We start from the raw sequence: 17958 nt of genomic DNA on the forward strand, positions 1-17958 counted from the left end.
CGGCACCCTGACTTGAGTGCCGACGTCGCTGTTCTATTTCACCTTATGCCCTGCGTTAGGCGCTCCTTCGCCGACGGCTGCCAACCAGTGCCAGGCCTCCAGCAACCAGAAGCCCTGCAGCGCCCCAGAGTCCGATCATGACACCGGTTGCGCCGGTGTCAGGAAGGTCGCCCGTCGTCGCGGCGGGCGGCGGGGTGGACGCTGCGGCGGGAGGCACAGTGGCTGACGCGGCGGGAGGAACATCCACCACCGGCTTCACTGTGACCTCGCTTGAGTCACTCCCCGTGGCCTCTCCTCCGCCGGGCACCGTTGCAGAAGCAACCACGACGTTGACGTAGGACTCTGTGACATTGCTCTGGGCAATGACCCGGCTGACCGTTTGCCCGGGTGCGAGAGTGGCAACTGGCTCGATGGCCCCGAGCGCGGGGTCGTCGAATCGGACATCCGTGAGTACCGTGTTGCCGGTGTTGGTCACGCTGAGCTGCCAGAAGACCGTCTCAGCCGGGTTGATGGTGACAGCCTCGCTCCAAGGCCCTTCTTGGGTAGTTGAGACGAGCTTGTCCACCGTCAAGCCGGGGAGAGCACCGAAGTAGTACGAGTCATCAGCAGCACTCAGGTCAGAACCGCCAAGGGGGTTCTCCGCCGATGCCGTCACAGTGTTCTTGTACTGGCCCTCAATAGCCTCGCCCTGAGCCGACAACACCACAGAAGCACCCGGCGCCAACAGGGGAACTGTCCCGGAGAACACCTCCCTGCCAGCGCTGTCCTTATCAACAACCAGGACATCCTTCAGGACAAAGTCGCCGGTGTTCTTCACGGTGTACGTCCACTTCACCTCGCTGCCGGGAACCACCTGCGGCCCCGGAGCAGCTTTAACATCCTCGCCATTGGTGGTCTTCACAACAGACAAACCGGTGTTGCCGCTGAGGTACCAGGATTCAGCGGTGACTGGAGCGGGCTGCTGCGCCAAAGGGGTCCCTGCTGCGTCCGTTGCCGTGGCAGTGGCAGTGGCTGTGTTGTGGTACTGACCTGCCACGGCGGCATCCTGAGCGGTGAAGACACGGGTGTCTCCGGGGGCCAGTGCGCCTGTATCGCTCGAGGTGGGTATCAACGTACCCGTGCTGCCATCCCCTGCGGAGAAGGCATCCGAGACGGCTACGTTTGAAAGCGGCGTATTGCCCGTGTTGGTGACCTCGTAGGTCCATGACACATCTGAACCGTTAGCCACTATTGCACCGGGAGCTGAAGAGTAGACGGTCCCGTTGGTTTTCTTCACGATTCCGAGCCCAGGAGTTCCGGCCACATTCACAGCTGCCTCGTTAGTAGCGAACTGGACCGCTTCCCCGTTATACGTTCCTGTTGCGAGGAGTACGTTGCTTGCTTTCGCCCCGAAGCCGGGATCTCCTGCCACCTTGGTGGGAACCACCAAGGTGAAGTCATCCCCGGATGCCAGGACGTCAACGAACATCCGGAAGGCAGTGGCGTTGAGGGGATCAGTGGACCAGTTGCCCGAGGTGGCATCCGTTGCATCTGTGGAATATTCGATCCTTGCCCCCGCCGGTGCGCCCGTTACGGCGCCCGAAAGGACCACATCGAAATCGTCGCCCGTTGCCACCGCCGGCAAACGGTCGAAGAAGGTGGCGCCAGTCACCGGGTTTGGCAGGACGTTGCTGACGTAGACCTGCCAGAACGCGTCCTCGCCTACGGTGGTGGCCAAGGACCACGGACCCGTTGCCGAGGTTCCGGACAACTTATCCAGCAGCAAACCACCGGCAATATTGATCGATACACGACCAATATCTTTGGCGACACTTGCCCGTGCGGCATCGAAATTGTAGATGTCTTCGCTGAAGAAGGGGGCGTAGCCAATCATCGGTACCGTCTGTTCGGCTGTGCCGCCGTCAGCAACTCCGATGAACCGTGGGTCTGCTGTGGAGGCATACGATTCGACCTGAACCGAGGAGGTGGTGGGCTGGTAGGCCTTGGCGAGGACCGTGACGGGAATGTCGTACTGCCACCCCGTGTTCTCAACCTTGCGGTCAGAAGCTTCCTTCGGATCCCGCATGGGAGTGATGTGATCGAAGGCGAAGGTAATGACCTGCAGTTCGCATCCTTCTGCATCAACCACCCGCGAGGTGGAATCCACCTTCACACCGTTGCCGATAGCAGGGATGGGCTCCACTCCCACCGAGAGGTCGGTGATGGGTGTGATGGCCTTGGTGGGATCGTACTGGACGCCGCAGGGAAGCACCACGGACATCGAGGCGTCCTTGTAGGTTTCCGACGGGTTTTGGTTGACGATACCGGCCCTGATAGTGCCGGTGTCGCCCACGCTCAGGACCGAGGGAGCTGAGACGTTGGTGGTCAGGTAGACAGAATCCACCGGAGTAAAGACGTCAGAAGCCTCGCCCGTCAGGTCCCCGGCCTTGAGGGTGGCCGTGTTGTTCACGGGTCCTGGCGGAATGCCGGCAGGACTATTCACGGCGACCACACCATCGGTGATGTCCCGGAAGATTGGCACGCTTGCAACTGTGATTCGCATTTCCGAGCCAACGGACACCGTCTCGGCGCCAGGTGCAACGGAGATGCGCCACCCTGTCAGGACGGAGCCCGGCGGCAGATCGAGCGTATTGTTCCCATTGAACGTCTCCCAGCTGCTGGAACCAGTGTTCTGCACGGTCAGCGCCAGATTGGTACTGGTGGAAGGCTGGGCAGGTGTAAAGGTCTGCCAAGCGTCAGAATAATCAGTCTGGTACTCAACGCGGTAAGGAAGATCATCGGTAGCCAAAACGGGGCTGAAGGCCACGTTGATAGCGGTGACATCGTTGTGGTGAAACCACTCCTCCGACGGGCCGCCGGCGGTACCGCTATCGGTGACTACGAGGTCCTCGGCCTTGGGGCTGTCCCGGGGCCCGAGGTAGGAGGCATTAACGTAGGTGCTTCTGGCGATCATGCCGGCGGAGGTCTGGCCTCCTGAAGATTTCTCGATGGCCGTTGTCACGCCACCTGCCGGACTGAATGCAGGGCCCTGTGCAGTAGCGGGTACGCCTGCCCTGACCACACCGTTGGCGTCTGTTGTCTCCAACGTGGCGGTGTTGACCGGAGGCCGCTGGCCGTCTTCCCAACCAGCTACATCCTCCGGGTACCGGACGGTCAGCCAAATGCCCGTGTTGCTTCGGTCCAGGCAGTATCCGGTGTGGTCGTATTGTTCGGTGCTGGTCCACGTAGCTGTGGGCCATGCACTCGTGTCCCATGTGCCCAGGCCGGTAGAGGCCGAGGCGAACACGGCACCGGCAGGCAAGACGTCAGTGAGTTTCTGCGCGTAGGCGGAGAAACTCAAGTAGCTTTCCTCCGAGCACACATTAAACCGGTAGGTCACCTCGCGATGGGTGGAGCCGGTGATGGTGGTGGCCGTCTTCTGCGCACGGTAATCATGGGGACCAGTGACCAGTGACGTCACCGGACCGGATGATACTTCCCCGCCTGGTCCTCCGGTACCGGTCATTTCCGTGCTCAGCGGAAAGCCCTCGTACTTGCGCCCGTTGTCCACCTGAGACACCGTGTACACAATGCTGACAAGATCCTCAGTGGTTTCGTCGAGGATCATGCTCAGTACTCGGGTAGCGGGATCGTAGCTGTGGCTCAAAACTGGTGAAGAGCTACCGGTAGGGAGCCCCGCGAAGGTGGTGCCCTCCGGGAGTGTTGTGGTCATGGTTACACCGGTTGCCGGATGGGAGGCGTCGACGCCCTCGAAATCAACGGTTGCAGTGTAGTTGTAATTCTGGCTCAGCGGGACCGTTTCCGGGGCGGTCAGTGAGATGGTGAAATCCCCTGCCGCTGCCATGGCCGGGGAAACGCCCAGCATCAGCGAACCCGCACTGACCACTGCGGCCAGTGCTGCCGCCGGAATCCGCATCACAGAGCGTCTCCGTGACGGGGGTATCCGAGGCTTGACTGTGGAGTCCTCCCTCGAACCCGGCGATTTTTGCCGCCGGCCGAAACGACCCCGTGACTGTACTGCGGACATCTATAGCTCCCTTGCTAGTCCCGGCCTCCCAACCCTGGTGCACACACAGCGGTGCACAGGGCAAGGAAGCTCGGGGTTTGGAAAGTGAGCGTTCGCTCTCTTCTCCTATCTAGTGGGGGAGGTATCGCAAACGTGACGAAGAGATTGCTGACCGGGGACATATGTTGATAACTCCGGCATGGGAAAGGGAGTGTCAGGCGAAGTACACGCCGATTCGGTTGCCGTCGATTTCCTCTATGCGGATATCGATGTCGTAGACGTCGTACAGCATTCCGGCGCGCATGATGTCTGCGGGCGTGCCCTGATGGATGAGACGGCCGTTCTTCATTGCCAGGATGGTGTCCGAATAGCAGGATGCGAAGTTGATGTCGTGGACCACCAGCACGATGGTCTTTCCGAGCTCGTCAGCCAAACGACGCAAAAGCCGCATCATTTCCACCGAGTGCTTCATGTCCAGGTTGTTGAGCGGCTCGTCGAGCAACAGGTATTCCGTGTCCTGCGCCAGGACCATGGCAATGTAGGCGCGCTGGCGCTGACCACCGGAGAGCTCATCAACGAACTTGTCCGCCATGGAGGCCAGGTCCAGCTGCCGGATGGCCTCTTCAACGTGCTCAAGGTCCTCAACTGTTGGCCGCCCACCACTGTGCGGAAAGCGCCCGAACGCCACCAGATCACGCACGGTCAATCGCATGGTCAGGTGGTTTTCCTGCCGGAGGATGGCCATGGTCTTGGCCAGTTCCTTGCTGGGAGTGGCCGTCACATCCAGCCCGGCAACGGATACTCCCCCTGCGTCCATGGGCTGCAGGCGGCTGATCAAAGAGAGCAGCGTGGACTTGCCGGCGCCGTTGGGGCCGATGATGGACGTGATGCCGCCGCGGGGGATTTGGCAGCTGACATCGTCCAGCACAGTGGTGCCGCCGTAGCGCTTGGTCACATTGCGGACGGTAATCATGGACGGATACCGATCATTTCAGTGAGCCTTTCAGCAACAAATAGAGGAAAAGAATGCCTCCGGTGAATTCGATAATCACGCTCAAGGCAGTGGCGAACCCGAACACGCGTTCCAGCAGCAACTGGCCACCCACCAGGGCAATGGCACCGAGGAGGACCACGATCGGGAGAAGCCAGGCGTGCCGGAAACCGCGGCATAGTTGGTAGCCCAGGCTGACCACCAGGAGCCCGAAGAATGTCACCGGACCCACCAACGCCGTGGAAATAGCCACCAGCAGGGAGCATGCCAGCAGCACGCGCATCACCACTGGCTTGTGGTCGACGCCCACGTTGATGGCTACTTCGCGGCCCAGCGCCAGGACGTCCAGTGTGTGCCGCATGCGCCAGACGCCAACGCAGACCAGAGCGACCAGTACAGCAGAAACACCCAGCAAACCCGGGTCAACGTTGTTGAAGCTGGCGAAGAACAAATCCTGCAGGATGATGAATTCGCTGGGTTCCATGAGCCGCTGAAGCAGCGAGGAGAACCCCCGGAACAAGGTCCCCAGCACAATCCCCACCAGCAACAGCAGGTGCAGCGATCGCGTGGCACCTGTGAACATCCACCGGTACAGGATGGCGCTGAACCCCATCATCAGCAGGATCTCCACCCCGAACTTGAGCGTGGACGGCGCCGTGGCCAGCGTTGCAGCTCCGGCCACGAAAGCCAAGCCGGTCTGCACCAGAATGTACAGCGAATCGAAGCCCATAATGGACGGCGTCAGGATCCGGTTCGCCGTCACTGTCTGGAACAGCAGCGTGGACACGCCCACCGCGACGGCCACCAGCAGCATCGCGGAGACCTTGATGACCCGACGCGGCAGGACGTACGCGATGTTCCCTTTGAGGTCGATTGTCAGGAAAACAGCAACCAGCACGACGGCGGCAATCGCCAATACGGCGATCACCAGTCCCGGCGGGGTGCTTCGGACGGCATCACGCCAGCGCGACGGCGACCATGGCCGCGGACCCGGCCTGACGCCGTCGGGCATTGGACGGATATGGGAGGCCGTCGCCGGGGTCACAGGCGTTTCAGGCATTGCGTTTCCTCAGGAGCAGGAAGAGGAACAGGATGGCGCCGAGCACGGACATGACCATGCCAACCGGCACCTCGTAGGGGAACCTGATGGTCCGGCCGATGATGTCGCAAACCAGCACGAAGGCAGCACCGAACAACGCGGTCCACGGAACGGCCCGGCGGAGGTTGTCTCCGAACAGCAGGGACACGATGTTGGGGACCACGAGTCCCAGGAAGGGCACAGCTCCAACCGTGGTGACCACCACGGCGGAGATCAGGGAGACGATCATTAGGCCAAGCCGCATGGTGCGGGCGTAGTTCAGGCCAAGGTTGGTGGTGAAGTCCTGGCCCATGCCTGCCACCGTGAAGCGATCGGCGGCGAAGAGGCCCACCAGGACAAGAACAGCAACAATCCACAGCAGCTCGTACCGGCCACGGAGAACACCGGAGAAATCGCCGATCATCCAGTTGCTGAGTGTCTGCAGGAGATCAAAGCGGTAGGCAAAGAACGTGGTAACTGCCGCAATAATGCCGCCCAACATGATGCCCACCAAGGGAATGAGGAGGGTGTTGCGGGCCGGGAGCCGCCGCAGGATGGCCAGAAACAACGCTGTGCCGAGGATCGCGAACACAGAAGCCACCACCATCTTGGTGAGAATTGGAGAGTCCGGAGCCAGCACGGTGACTACCAGGATTCCGAGCGTTGCGGATTCAACCGTTCCCACGGTGGAGGGCTCCACAAAGCGGTTCCGGGCCATGAGCTGCATGATCAACCCGGCAACGGCAACAGCCATCCCGGCCAGGACCACAGCCACGGTGCGCGGCACCCGCGAAACCCAAAAGATTTCCCAAGCGCCGGCGTCGTTTGCCAGCAACGCGGGCAGTGAGACGTCACTGACCCCTACGAAGATGCTGCCAACGGCGATCACCAGCACCACGGCAGCAGCCGCTACCAGGCGGGCGGTCTCGCCAGCCCGGTTGCGGCTTGCTGGTGCCGTGGGGCGCACGGCTGTGATTGTCACTTCAGTTAAGGGCTAGGCGACGGAGTCGGCCACTGCTGTGACCATGGCTTGGACGTTGTTCAGTCCATAGCCCACGATGTACCAGCCGGCGGGATCGAGGTTGACGATCTTGTTGTTCTTGGCGGCGTTGGTGGACTTGACGAGCTCGTTGTCCAGGATCGGGTTTGCCGTGGAACCGGCGGTGCCGATGGCGGTGTCGCGGTTGATGACGTAGAGGATGTCCGGGTTGGTTTCCTTGATGTACTCAAAGGAAACGGCCTCGCCGTGGGAGCCTTCAGCCTTGACCTCAGCGGCCGTCGGAACGCCCAGGACGTCGTGGATGATGCCAAAGCGAGAGCCCGCGCCGTACGCTGTGACTTCGCCGCCGGAGGTCAGGACGATCAGGCCCTTGCCGGCGGTAGCTGCCTTGGTCTTGGTGTCCGCGACAACCTTGTCTACTTCAGCGAGCTTGGAAGCAACTTCGTCTTCCTTCTTGAAGATCTTGCCGAGCTTCTCTGTCTGGGCCTTGAAGCTTTCCATGGGCTTTGCGGCGTCCACGGAGAGATCAATGGTGGGGGCGATCTTGCTCAGTTCTTTGTAAGCGCCGGCGGTGCGGCCGGAGACGATGATGAGGTCCGGAGCTGCGGAGCTGACGGCTTCGAAATCGGGTTCCTTGAGGGAGCCGACCTTGGCGTACTTGGCGTCGGAGAACTTCTTCAACGCTTCCGGGTAGCTGGCCTCGGGAACACCGGTGGGCTCGACGCCGAGCGCGTTCATGGTGTCCAGAACGCCCAGATCGAACGTGACCACCTTCTCCGGGTTCACGGGAACGTTGGACGTGGAGCCCTGGGCGTGCTCGATGGTAATGGTGCTGGCTTCCTCGGATTGCGAAGACGCCGTTGCCCCGCCCCCACAAGCCGTAACAGTCAGCAAGGCAGCCCCTGCAGCCAGTGCCCCAATGTAGCTCGACAGCCTCTTCTTCACGCCAGTACTCCACTCACTAATAAGTCATAGATGTGTTGCCTAATTGCGCTTTGACTCTATTAGTTAGGTGAGGCTAACTTCAAAGCCGAAAGGCCCTCCAGCGGGTAAAAGTGAGCTATCTCACTGGTTTTTCTCCCGCTGGAGAGCCTCTATGACGATCGGTGGTTAAACTTACGCTTCGGCCTGCTGGTCCTCCACAAGCTTCTGGACGGCGGCGAAGAGCGGGTGCGGCGGCGTCAGTTCCGTGATGCGCTCGACGGCGGTCGCTGCGTCCAGCTCGGACAGAAGCTTTGCCAGTTCCACCGCTTCGTCGTCGTTGCCGTCGTCGAAACGGAGGGCTGCGGACATCGCCTCAAGCAATGCCACCGGTGTGACACCGCGTTCGGCCAACTCCGCCGCCGGGCCAACGAATCGCTCGTGGCGGCTGAGCTTCCGCAGAGGCGCCCGGCCCACGCGGTTCACGGTATCCGGCAGGTGTGGGTTGGTGAAGCGGGACAGGATCTTCTGCACATAGGCTTCCTGCTCAGCCTCCACAAACCCATGCTTGGCCACCAGCAGTTCCTTGGTTTCCTCCAGCACCGCCCGGACCTTCGCTGCCACAGCCGGATCCGCCATGGCATCGGAGATCTTCTCAAGCCCTGCTGCGTAGCCGAAGTACGCAGCAGAAGCGTGGCCGGTGTTCACCGTGAACAGCTTGCGTTCGATGTACGGCCCCAGCTCGTCCACGAAGGTAGCTCCGGGAATCTTCGGGGCGTTGTCTCCAAACGGCGTACGGTCAATGACCCACTCGTAGAAGGTCTCCACCGTGACGTCCAGGCCTTGTCCCGCCGCCTGATTGGGGACGATGCGGTCCACGGCCGTGTTGGCAAAGACCGCGACTGCCCCCAAGTCACCCGCGGATTCGTCCCAGGCAGCCTGGATCTCCGTGTGCAGGAGGTCCGTGGCGTTGATGGCATTCTCGCAAGCCATCACTTGGAGGGCCGGCAAGTCCGCGGGACGGGCCGCCAGCCCTCGGGCGATTACTGGTGCCACGAACTTCAGGATGTGTGGCCCCACCGCAGTGGTGACCACATCCGCCGTCGAAATTTCCTCAACAACAGCGGCTTCCTGCGAGGCGGAGTTGAGGGCACGGAAGCCGGAGACGGTCTTGACCGCTGGGTTTTCACCAACCTCGTGCACGTCGTAGCTGCTTGCGTCGGCGAGCTGGCTGATCAGGGCGTCCGCTACGTCCGCGAACACCACCTCATAGCCGGCCTCGTGGAGCAGCAGCCCCACGAAACCACGCCCGATGTTGCCTGCCCCAAAATGAACTGCCTTCACTATGCGTTGACCTTTCCGAACAGCTCCAACACTTCATCAACCGTGGTGGCTTCCTCCAACTGGGCAACCTGCGCCTTGTTGGTGAAGATCTTGGCGATCGAGGACAGGATGTGGAGGTGCTCGTTATTGATACCGGCCACGCCCACCACAAACTTCACTTGCTTGCCGCCCCAGTCGATGCCCTCCGGGTAGCGGATGATGGACACTGCCGAGTGGTTGATGTGTTCCTTGGCATCGTTGGTGCCGTGCGGGATCGCCAGGAAGCTGCCCATGTACGTGGACACGGATTCCTCGCGCTCGTGCATGGCGTGGACGTAGCTGACATCCACGGCACCGCGATCCAGCAGGAGCTTTCCGGCTTCATCGATCGCGGCGTCCCGGTCAGTCGCAGTTCCGTTCAGGACCACGCTTTCGCGGAGCAGGACACCTTTACCTTCAACGGGTTGACCGTCTGTTGCTTTACCGCCTGCGGCGGGGGCCGGCTCAGCGGCATGCGCACCATGGGCGGGGGCTGCTGTTGTGGCAGCTGCGGCGGGCTGTACGCCGGCGCCGGGCTCCGTCGTCGTGCCTGAGTCGGGCGTTACGCCTGTTTCAGATGCCGCACCTTCGCTGTTGCTGCTCCGGACCAGGTCCACGATTTCGTCGTACTTGGGGCTGTTCATGAAGTTGTCCACCGAGTAGTGAACGGCGCTGGCCGTCCTCGGCTGGGCACGTTCGGTGAGGTCCTGGTGCGTGACCACAACGTCGTAGTTGTCGTTGAGGTTGGCGATGGCCGAGTTGGTGACCTTGACGTCCGGGAAGCCGGCCGCCTTGATCTTGTTGCGCAGGACCGAGGCACCCATGGCGCTGGAACCCATGCCGGCGTCGCAAGCGAACACGATGTTCTGGACCGGGCGGGTGAGGACAGTGCCCGGCTGGGCGTCTGCGCGGTCACCAACAAGTGCAGAGGAGACGGAGCTCTTCTTGCCCTTCATGGCTTCCATACGGGACGTGGCTGCGGAAAGGTCGTCCTCGCCCTTGTTCTTGGACGTGCGCAGGATGACCGCAGCGATGAGGAAGGACACGGCCGTCGCCAAAACAACCGCCAGGATGACGCCCACATAGCTGTCACGGGATGTCTGTGCCAACACGGCAATGATCGAACCCGGGGCAGCCGGAGCCACGAGGCCGGAATTGGTGACGGCCATAGTGGCAATGCCCGTCATGCCGCCACCGATCGCAGCGAGGATCAGGATGGGCTTCATGAGCACGTATGGGAAGTAGATCTCGTGAATACCACCGAGGAAGTGAATGATTGCTGCGCCGGGAGCCGAAGCCCTGGCTGCACCGCGGCCGAAGAACATGTAGGCCAGCAGGATGCCGAGGCCCGGGCCGGGGTTGGCTTCGAGCAGGAACAGGATGGACTTGCCCTGTTCCAGCGACTGCTGAATACCCAGCGGAGTAAGCACGCCGTGGTTGATGGCGTTGTTGAGGAACAGGACCTTGGCGGGCTCGATGAAAATGCTGGTCAGCGGCAACAGGCCGTTATTGACCAGGAACTCCACAACCTCGCCAGCACGGTCCGTGAACCACTTAACAACATAGGAAAGGCCGTAGAAACCGCCCAGCGCCAACACTGCGCCCCAAATACCGGCGGAGAAGTTGTTGACCAGCATCTCAAAGCCCGGACGGATCTTGCCGTCCCAGAGCCGGTCGATCTGCTTCATGGTCCAGGCACCCAGCGGGCCCATGATCATGGCACCGATGAACATGGGAGAGTCTGTACCCGCGATCACGCCCATGGTGGCAATGGCGCCCACCACGCCGCCTCGGACGTCATAGACCATCCGGCCGCCGGTGTAGGCGATCAGGATTGGAAGCAGGTACGTGACCATCGGGCCGACGATGCCGCCGTTGGGTTCGCCTTCGGCATTGGTTCCGAAGCCGCCCAACTCGGCTACGGGAATCCAACCCTTCTCAATGAACAGGGCAGTGATGAGGCCCCAGGCGATGAAGGCGCCAATGTTGGGCATGATCATGCCGGACAGGAATGTTCCGAACTTTTGGACACCAACGCGGGCGCTGGTGCGGGGCTTCGCAACGGTCTCTGTTGCCATGTGAATTCCTAACGTGTGTCCCGCTGCGGCGCGGGGTCAGTCGATATAGATCGAGAGAGAACAGCCTTAGGAGCTGCTGGAAATGCGGTGAAGCCACTCAAGGAACAGCTTCAATTCAGAGCTGGAAAGTTGGTCCGAATGTGAGGCCTGCAGTGCCGCATTCAGGGCGATTGCCGCAACAACCACGGACGACTTACCGGAGTCGTCCGCTGCGGCGCCACGGGCGGTGTCCGTGGAGACGGCGAAAATCATGGAGTCCCGGGTCATCGTTGAGAGCTCGAGGTTCCGTTCTTCCACCGGTTCTGCGATCAGCATGAGCGTGACGCCCACGTTGGCGGCCAGAATGCTGCGTGCCGCCTCGCGGGGCGGCACGTTGATCTGACCGGCGATAGCGGCCTTGTTCAGCATTTCTTCCAGAAGCGCTTCAGCATCGGCCACGATTGCCGGCCGGCTTTCCGGTCTGATATTGCCGAACATCACCAAATACAGATGGGGTTGGCTCAGCCCGAACTGGACGTGGTTGTCCCACATCCTCCGGACGTCTTCCAAGGGCTCCCCGGACGGTGCAAAATCCCGCTCCCCCGCCACATACTCTTCAAATCCGGCCGATACGACGGCGTCGAACAGGCCTTCCTTGTCGCCAAAGTGGTGGTAGAGCGTTGGCGCCGTGACCCCGGCAAGCTTGGTGATCTGGCGCGTTGAGACCGCTGACCCCTCCGAATTCGCCAGCAATTCGGCAGCTGCGCGAAGCAACCGAATTTTGGGCGGAAGCTGGTCATCGAAACTCATAACCGCTACCCTAGCACCTATAGCGTTGCTATATGAAGTGGCTCACAAAGGAATTTTGTAGGCTAGTTTTCGAGGCTCCCGGTGCCGTCGCCGGCGGGCCTGAACCAACAAGCAGGAACAGAGGATTCAGTGCAGAATTTCCAAGGAGTAGGGGTAAGCCCTGGCCGCATCATTGGTTCCGTCCGCCAGATGCCCAAGCCGGTGAGCGAACCGCCGTCGGGAGAGCGTTTGGCAGCGGACGTTAGTCCGGAAGACGCCGTCGCGGGTTTGAAAGCGGCTGCGCAGGCGGTGCATGACGAACTCAAGGGACGCGCGGACAGTGCTTCCGGCGACGGCAAAGCCGTCCTCGAGGCCACTGCCTTGATGGCCAAGGACACCATGCTCCTGAAGTCTGCCGCGAAGCTGATCAATGCCGGCTCCTCGGCCGAGCGCGCCATCTGGGAAGCCGGCGCTTCCGTCTCCGAAATGCTGCACAACCTGGGCGGCTACATGGCCGAGCGCGCCACCGACGTCCTGGACGTGCGCGCCCGCATCGTTGCCGAACTCCGCGGCGTCCCCGCACCGGGTATTCCCGCCTCGGACACGCCCTTCATCCTGGTGGCCGAGGACCTCGCACCGGCGGACACCGCAACACTGAATCCCGCCGTGGTCCTTGCTCTGGTGACCTCGGGCGGCGGCCCGCAGTCCCACACGGCCATCATTGCGCGCTCACTCGGCCTGCCCGCCGTGGTGGCTGCACATGGCGTTGACTCCGTGGCCGACGGTTCCGAGGTTTACGTAGACGGCGCAGCTGGCTTCGTGGCCGTATCGCCCTCTGATGAGCAACGCGCCGCGGCGACTGCCTGGGCCGAGACCTCCGCGACACTTGCGGAGTTTGACGGAAACGGCACGACGGCGGACGGCCACCTGGTGCCGCTCCTCGCCAACGTCGGCGGAGCCAAGGACGCCGTGGCAGCTGCCGCTTTGGGCGCCCAGGGTGTTGGCTTGTTCCGCACCGAATTCTGCTTCCTTGAACGAGACACCGAGCCCTCCGTGGAGGAGCAGGCCGCGGCTTACAAGGCCGTTTTTGACGCGTTCCCGGGCAAGAAAGTTGTCCTGCGCACGCTCGACGCCGGCGCCGACAAGCCACTCCCCTTCCTCACGGATGCCACCGAACCCAACCCTGCACTGGGTGTTCGCGGCTACCGCACCGACTTCACCACACCAGGCGTCCTGGAGCGCCAGCTCGAGGCCATTGCCCGGGCAGCTTCGGAATCCGACGCCGACGTGTGGGTCATGGCCCCCATGATCTCCACCGCCGCGGAAGCCGGCCGCTTCGCCTCCCTCTGCGCTGCTGCCGGAATCCAGACCCCAGGCGTGATGGTGGAGGTCCCCTCCGCTGCGCTGACCGCCGCCACCGTGCTGCGCGAAGTCGGGTTCGCGTCCCTCGGAACCAACGACCTCACCCAGTACGCCATGGCCGCCGACCGCCAGCTCGGCCCCCTCGCGGAACTCAACACCCCGTGGCAGCCTGCCGTGCTCCGGCTCGTGCAGCTCACCGTTGAAGGTGCGGCGCAGGAAAGCTCCGGCCGCGAAGGCGACCCCAAGCCCGTGGGCGTCTGCGGTGAGGCTGCCGCCGACCCTGCCCTCGCCGTCGTACTGACCGGGCTGGGTGTCACCACACTGTCCATGACCGCGCGCTCCCTGCCCGCCGTCGGGACCGTGCTGAAAACGGTGACACTGGAGCAGGCGCAGGAACTGGCCCGGCTCGCTTTGTCTGCTCCGAGCGCTCTTGAGGCCCGCGACTGGGTCCGCGCCAAACTCCCCGTGCTCGAAGAGCTCGGCCTCTAACTTTTCGCTTCCGACTTTTAGGAGAAATCCATGCCCGAACGCACAGCCACCATCGCCAGCCGCTCCGGACTGCACGCCCGTCCCGCCGCCTTGTTCGCCGAGGCAGCCGGCGAGCAGCCCGTGGAGGTCACCATTGCCATGCAAGGCGAACCCGCCGATGACGCGCTCGACGCCGCGAGCATCCTTTCGCTCATGACGCTCGGCGCTGCCAAGGGTGACGTAGTGGTGCTGCGGGCCGAGGGGGACGGAGCCGACGCCGCGCTGGACGCACTGGTCAAGCTGCTGGAGACGGACTTGGACGCGGAGTAGCTGCTCGCCGGGCTGGCCGATACGACGATTCGCTGCACCTTAGACGATAGGAGTCGTCTAAGGTGCAGCGATCCGTCTCAATGGATGCTGGACGCGGTGTGCGACGGTTCAACGTGAGCCACGCGCTAGGCTTCTGCCATGGCATTGATAGCTCCCCGCGTCACTCCTGGCTTGCCCGCCGATGACGCCCGGAATCTGGCACGCTCCCTCCAAGACAGCGATGACATCACCGTGTTCGTAGATGGCACGGTCCACCGCCTGCCCACCGAGGCGAGGGACGCCGTCGTCGACCTCCTCGCCAGGCTGAGCCGTGGCGAAACGGTGACGGTGAGCAGCGTGGAGGAAATGCTCACCACCTCACAAGCCGCTGAGCTTGCCGGCATCTCCCACACCTATCTGCGCAACATGACCGATCGCGGCGAAATCCCGGTGGAGTACCGGGGAACGCATCGTCGCATCCGGCAGGCCGCCATCATTGAATGGCTGGCAACGCAGAAGAAAAAGCAGCAGGCCCAAGCGGCAGCGGAAGATGACGTCTCCACCGATTCCCAGAGCTAGCCAACCCACATCACCAGCATGCTGTTCAATAGCGGTATGGCAAAAAGCTCCCCTTCGACCGTTTGGCCCGTGGTGCACCAGGAGCGTCGTGCGCTGATCCAAGACCTCGAACCGCTTGAGCCAGCGCAATGGCAGACGCCGTCCCTGTGCTCCGGCATCCGCCGCGACTACCCCGCCCAGCACGGGGCCACCGTACTCAGCGCATTACTGCTTGCGGTGTCAGGGCGGCCGATCGGGAGCGATGAAGTGAGCGGACCCGGAGCTCCGGTGTTCCTGCAACGGTTGGGAAACGAGTGAAGATGCCAGGGGACACAAAAGGACTGCTTTCTGCCGACGTCCAGGCCCTGGGCCTGACCGGCAGGATCCATTGGACCGAGGGCTCGCCTGCGCCGGAGCCGGGCGCAGAGCCGGGGAGCGAACCCGCGTACATCTTGATTCACGGGATCGGGGTGTCGCATAGATACCTGGCGCGGTTGCATGCTGTTCTCGCGGCGAGCGCACCGACGTACTCGCTGGACCTGCCCGGTTTTGGCGGGACGCCCAAGCCCGGGCGCCAGCTCTCGGTGGAGGACTACGGCGCGTTCATTGCCGATACACTCGCGTCGTGTGGCATCGACTCCTACGTGTTGGTGGGGCATTCGATGGGTACGCAATTTGCCATCGAGGCGGCCCTGCGCGCCCCCGAGCAGGTCAAGCAGTTAGTACTGATGGGTCCCGTGGTGGATTCACGGCATAAAAATGTGTGGCGGCAGTCGCTGGCCCTGACCCTCGACGGAATACTCCGCGAGAGTCCCACGTCCAACGCGATCGTCATGTCCGACTACTTCCGCTGCGGCCCCCGCTGGTACCTCACCGAGCTGCCGGTGATGATGAAATACCCCACGGAGAAAAGGCTGGCCGGCATCCAGGTACCGTTGCTGGTCCTGCGCGGTAGCCGCGACCAGGTGGCGGGCCCGGATTGGTCACTGCGGTTGTCCAGGACAGTGGTACAGGGTCGCTTGGTGGAGATTCCGGGCGTCGGGCACGTGGCGCAGCACATGCGTCCCAAGGCTGTGGCGGATGCCATCCGGAGCTTCGTCACCGCTACCACTCCGCACCGCTAAGCGCTGACGTACGACGCCGGCACCTGGCGTGGGTGCCGCTTGTCGGGTAGCCGCGTCCCGGCTAGGCTGGCGGAGCAAGCGCATTAGTAAGTTTGCTTACGAAAGGGCTGATCGTGACTGACAAAGACTCAACTGAAGAGACCCAGGGCTTCGGCGCCACCGGCGCCACAGGACCCTTCGCCACAGGATCCTATGACACGACCTCCGATGCCGACAGCATCCACGAAGATCCCGATATGCGCCAGGACGAGGACGAGGATCCTGCAGCCTCCGCCAACCCGGACCCCCTGGACGGCAACGTCACAGGATTGGAGCCCGGCGGTGGAGTTCCTCCGGGAGAAACCCCGCCGGCCGAAGGCAGCATGAGCAGCGACCAAGGCCACCACGAGTAACTACGCTGCAAGCCTCGCTGTTACGTTGCTAACCCGCTGTTTCGTTGCTGGCCAGCGACGTAACAGCGGGTTGGCAACGCCCTAGGTGTTCGGTAGCTTCAGGATCTCCCCGAGATCGTACTCAGCGGGCTCTTCCAGCTGCGCGTACGTGCAGCTCCCGGGGGTCCTGTCCGGCCGCCACCTGCGGAACTGCGTGGTGTGCCGAAACCTGTCCCCCTCCATGTAGTCGTACTTCACTTCGATCACGAGCTCGGGGCGCAGGGGCACGAAGGAGAAGTCCTTGCCCCCGCTCCAGCGGCTTTGGGCGCCCGGCATGCGTGAACCCCCGGCAGCCTCGTCCTGCCTGGCCCATTCGCCCCACGGGTGTTGGTCGAGTTCAATCTGATACGGCTCAAGCTCAGCCACCAAGGCCTCGCGCTTGGCCATGGGAAACGATGCCACTACTCCCACGTGATGTAGCCGGCCGGTGTCGTCGTGCAGGCCAAGCAGCATGGAGCCCACTACTTTCGCGGTCTTGTGCCAGCGGAACCCAGCCACCACGCAATCGGCCGTGCGCTCGTGTTTGGTCTTGAACATCACCCGCTTGTTCGGGAGGTACGCCCCATCCAGTGGTTTGGACAGCACACCATCCAGGCCCGCGCCCTCCAGTTGTACGAACCACTCCTGTGCCCGTTCCAGATCAGTCACCGCAGGAGTCACATACACAGGCGGCTCGGCCTCGGCGAGCGCACGTTCCAAGATGGCCCGGCGCTCGGAGAACGGCTTGTCCATGAGGTTCTGATCGCCTAGCGCGAGGATGTCGAACGCAATCATGGACGCCGGGGTCTTCTCAGCAAGCATACGGACGCGGCTGTCGGCGGGGTGGATCCGCTGCTGGAGCACCTCGAATTCGAGCCGGCCACCCTCGATCAGGACGATTTCGCCGTCAATCACGCATTTGTCCGGCAGGTTCTTCCTGAGGGCATCCACCACCTCGGGGAAGTAGCGGGTCATGGGCTTCTCGTTGCGGCTGCCCAGGACGATCTCGTCGCCGTCCTTGAAGACGATGGTCCGGAAGCCGTCCCATTTGGGCTCATAGTGCCCAACATCGGGGATGGTCGGAACGGATTTGGCGAGCATGGGCGAGACGGGTGGCATCACAGGCAGGTCCATAGACAATGTCTACCCGCCGGTGCGCGCCGAAGCTAGTGTTGGCCAGGGATATCTTGGTCGAGCCGTCCGATGCCTGCTGCCCAGCACCGGCCCCGAAGCCTAAGCGCTAGAAGCCTACCGCTTAGGCTGAACTACCGCCCGTTACATTAATGTGACTTTACTTTCCGGCTCATGTACCGTCGTAGGGCGACCCATATCTCCGCTGGGCCGCTTCCGGATTGACGCCGAGCTCTGCCGCAATCCGGGATCCGCCAGACCCGCGGCAGAGACGGGGGACCCAGGTTCCCGGGCTTGTTACCCACAAGCCCTTGGGGTGAAGCCGCCTTGCGCGGCCGGACGGCCTCGTCCGAACCCGACAGCTAACCTCGAAGGCGTTGAGAGGCAACCAC

15 protein-coding genes and 1 riboswitch are annotated in these 17958 nt (G+C 62.5%); of the genes, 6 read left to right on the top strand and 9 right to left on the bottom strand.

Annotation, left to right across the window (positions count from 1 at the left end; translation table 11 throughout):
* Positions 1-55: 55 nt before the first annotated feature.
* The 8 genes from ACZ5J0_RS18240 to ACZ5J0_RS18275 all read right to left on the bottom strand — a co-directional run bounded on the left by ACZ5J0_RS18240 (position 56) and on the right by ACZ5J0_RS18275 (position 12225).
* The gene (locus tag ACZ5J0_RS18240; protein ID WP_464094749.1) at positions 56-3916 is read right to left on the bottom strand and encodes a DUF7507 domain-containing protein; all 3861 of its coding nucleotides are present in this window, start codon (positions 3914-3916) and stop codon (positions 56-58) included.
* 304 nt (positions 3917-4220) lie between these two features.
* Positions 4221-4979 carry an iron ABC transporter ATP-binding protein gene (locus ACZ5J0_RS18245; protein ID WP_142937587.1) on the bottom strand — a complete coding sequence of 253 codons (759 nt, stop codon included), beginning with the start codon at positions 4977-4979 and terminating at the stop codon, positions 4221-4223.
* Between the two features lie 13 nt (positions 4980-4992).
* Positions 4993-6057: an iron chelate uptake ABC transporter family permease subunit gene (locus ACZ5J0_RS18250; RefSeq protein WP_464093739.1), complete on the bottom strand. Its 1065-nt coding sequence runs from the start codon at positions 6055-6057 to the stop codon at positions 4993-4995.
* Positions 6050-7057 (bottom strand): ABC transporter permease, encoded by a 1008-nt coding sequence (locus tag ACZ5J0_RS18255; RefSeq protein WP_142937586.1) that lies wholly within the window; start codon positions 7055-7057, stop codon positions 6050-6052. The genes ACZ5J0_RS18250 and ACZ5J0_RS18255 overlap by 8 nt, the downstream gene beginning before the upstream one ends.
* A gap of 12 nt (positions 7058-7069) precedes the next feature.
* Positions 7070-8020: a siderophore ABC transporter substrate-binding protein gene (locus tag ACZ5J0_RS18260; protein ID WP_464093740.1), complete on the bottom strand. Its 951-nt coding sequence runs from the start codon at positions 8018-8020 to the stop codon at positions 7070-7072.
* Between the two features lie 171 nt (positions 8021-8191).
* A complete protein-coding gene (locus ACZ5J0_RS18265) occupies positions 8192-9340 on the bottom strand; it encodes a mannitol-1-phosphate 5-dehydrogenase (RefSeq protein ID WP_464093741.1) in 1149 nt (382 codons plus the stop codon).
* Positions 9340-11436, bottom strand: coding sequence for a PTS mannitol transporter subunit IICBA (locus ACZ5J0_RS18270; protein WP_464093742.1), 2097 nt, complete (start codon positions 11434-11436; stop codon positions 9340-9342). Before ACZ5J0_RS18270 ends, ACZ5J0_RS18265 begins: the two co-directional genes overlap by 1 nt.
* 66 nt (positions 11437-11502) lie before the next feature.
* Positions 11503-12225, bottom strand: coding sequence for a TetR/AcrR family transcriptional regulator (locus tag ACZ5J0_RS18275; RefSeq protein WP_142937582.1), 723 nt, complete (start codon positions 12223-12225; stop codon positions 11503-11505).
* Positions 12226-12354: 129 nt separating this feature from the next.
* On the opposite strand from ACZ5J0_RS18275, the gene ptsP reads away from it, so the two are divergent.
* The 6 genes from ptsP to ACZ5J0_RS18305 all read left to right on the top strand — a co-directional run bounded on the left by ptsP (position 12355) and on the right by ACZ5J0_RS18305 (position 16417).
* Entirely contained in the window at positions 12355-14055 is a 1701-nt protein-coding gene (ptsP, locus tag ACZ5J0_RS18280; protein WP_464093743.1) for a phosphoenolpyruvate--protein phosphotransferase, read from the top strand.
* 30 nt (positions 14056-14085) lie between these two features.
* A complete protein-coding gene (locus ACZ5J0_RS18285; protein WP_089596564.1) occupies positions 14086-14364 on the top strand; it encodes an HPr family phosphocarrier protein in 279 nt (92 codons plus the stop codon).
* Positions 14365-14502: 138 nt separating this feature from the next.
* Positions 14503-14922: a helix-turn-helix domain-containing protein gene (locus ACZ5J0_RS18290; protein ID WP_142937580.1), complete on the top strand. Its 420-nt coding sequence runs from the start codon at positions 14503-14505 to the stop codon at positions 14920-14922.
* A 36-nt stretch (positions 14923-14958) separates the two neighbouring features.
* Entirely contained in the window at positions 14959-15219 is a 261-nt protein-coding gene (locus tag ACZ5J0_RS18295; protein WP_223941158.1) for a maleylpyruvate isomerase mycothiol-dependent enzyme family protein, read from the top strand.
* Between the two features lie 2 nt (positions 15220-15221).
* The gene (locus tag ACZ5J0_RS18300; protein WP_464093744.1) at positions 15222-16025 is read left to right on the top strand and encodes an alpha/beta fold hydrolase; all 804 of its coding nucleotides are present in this window, start codon (positions 15222-15224) and stop codon (positions 16023-16025) included.
* A gap of 113 nt (positions 16026-16138) precedes the next feature.
* Positions 16139-16417, top strand: a complete 279-nt coding sequence (locus tag ACZ5J0_RS18305; RefSeq protein ID WP_250821559.1) for a DUF6480 family protein — start codon at positions 16139-16141, stop codon at positions 16415-16417.
* An 81-nt stretch (positions 16418-16498) separates the two neighbouring features.
* On the opposite strand, the gene ACZ5J0_RS18310 is transcribed toward ACZ5J0_RS18305, so the two are convergent.
* Positions 16499-17569: an ATP-dependent DNA ligase gene (locus tag ACZ5J0_RS18310; protein ID WP_464093745.1), complete on the bottom strand. Its 1071-nt coding sequence runs from the start codon at positions 17567-17569 to the stop codon at positions 16499-16501.
* Positions 17570-17808: 239 nt separating this feature from the next.
* Positions 17809-17957, top strand: a riboswitch (cyclic di-AMP (ydaO/yuaA leader).
* Position 17958 lies beyond the last annotated feature (1 nt).

It is taken from the genome of Arthrobacter sp. DualSoilB13, assembly GCF_055389195.1.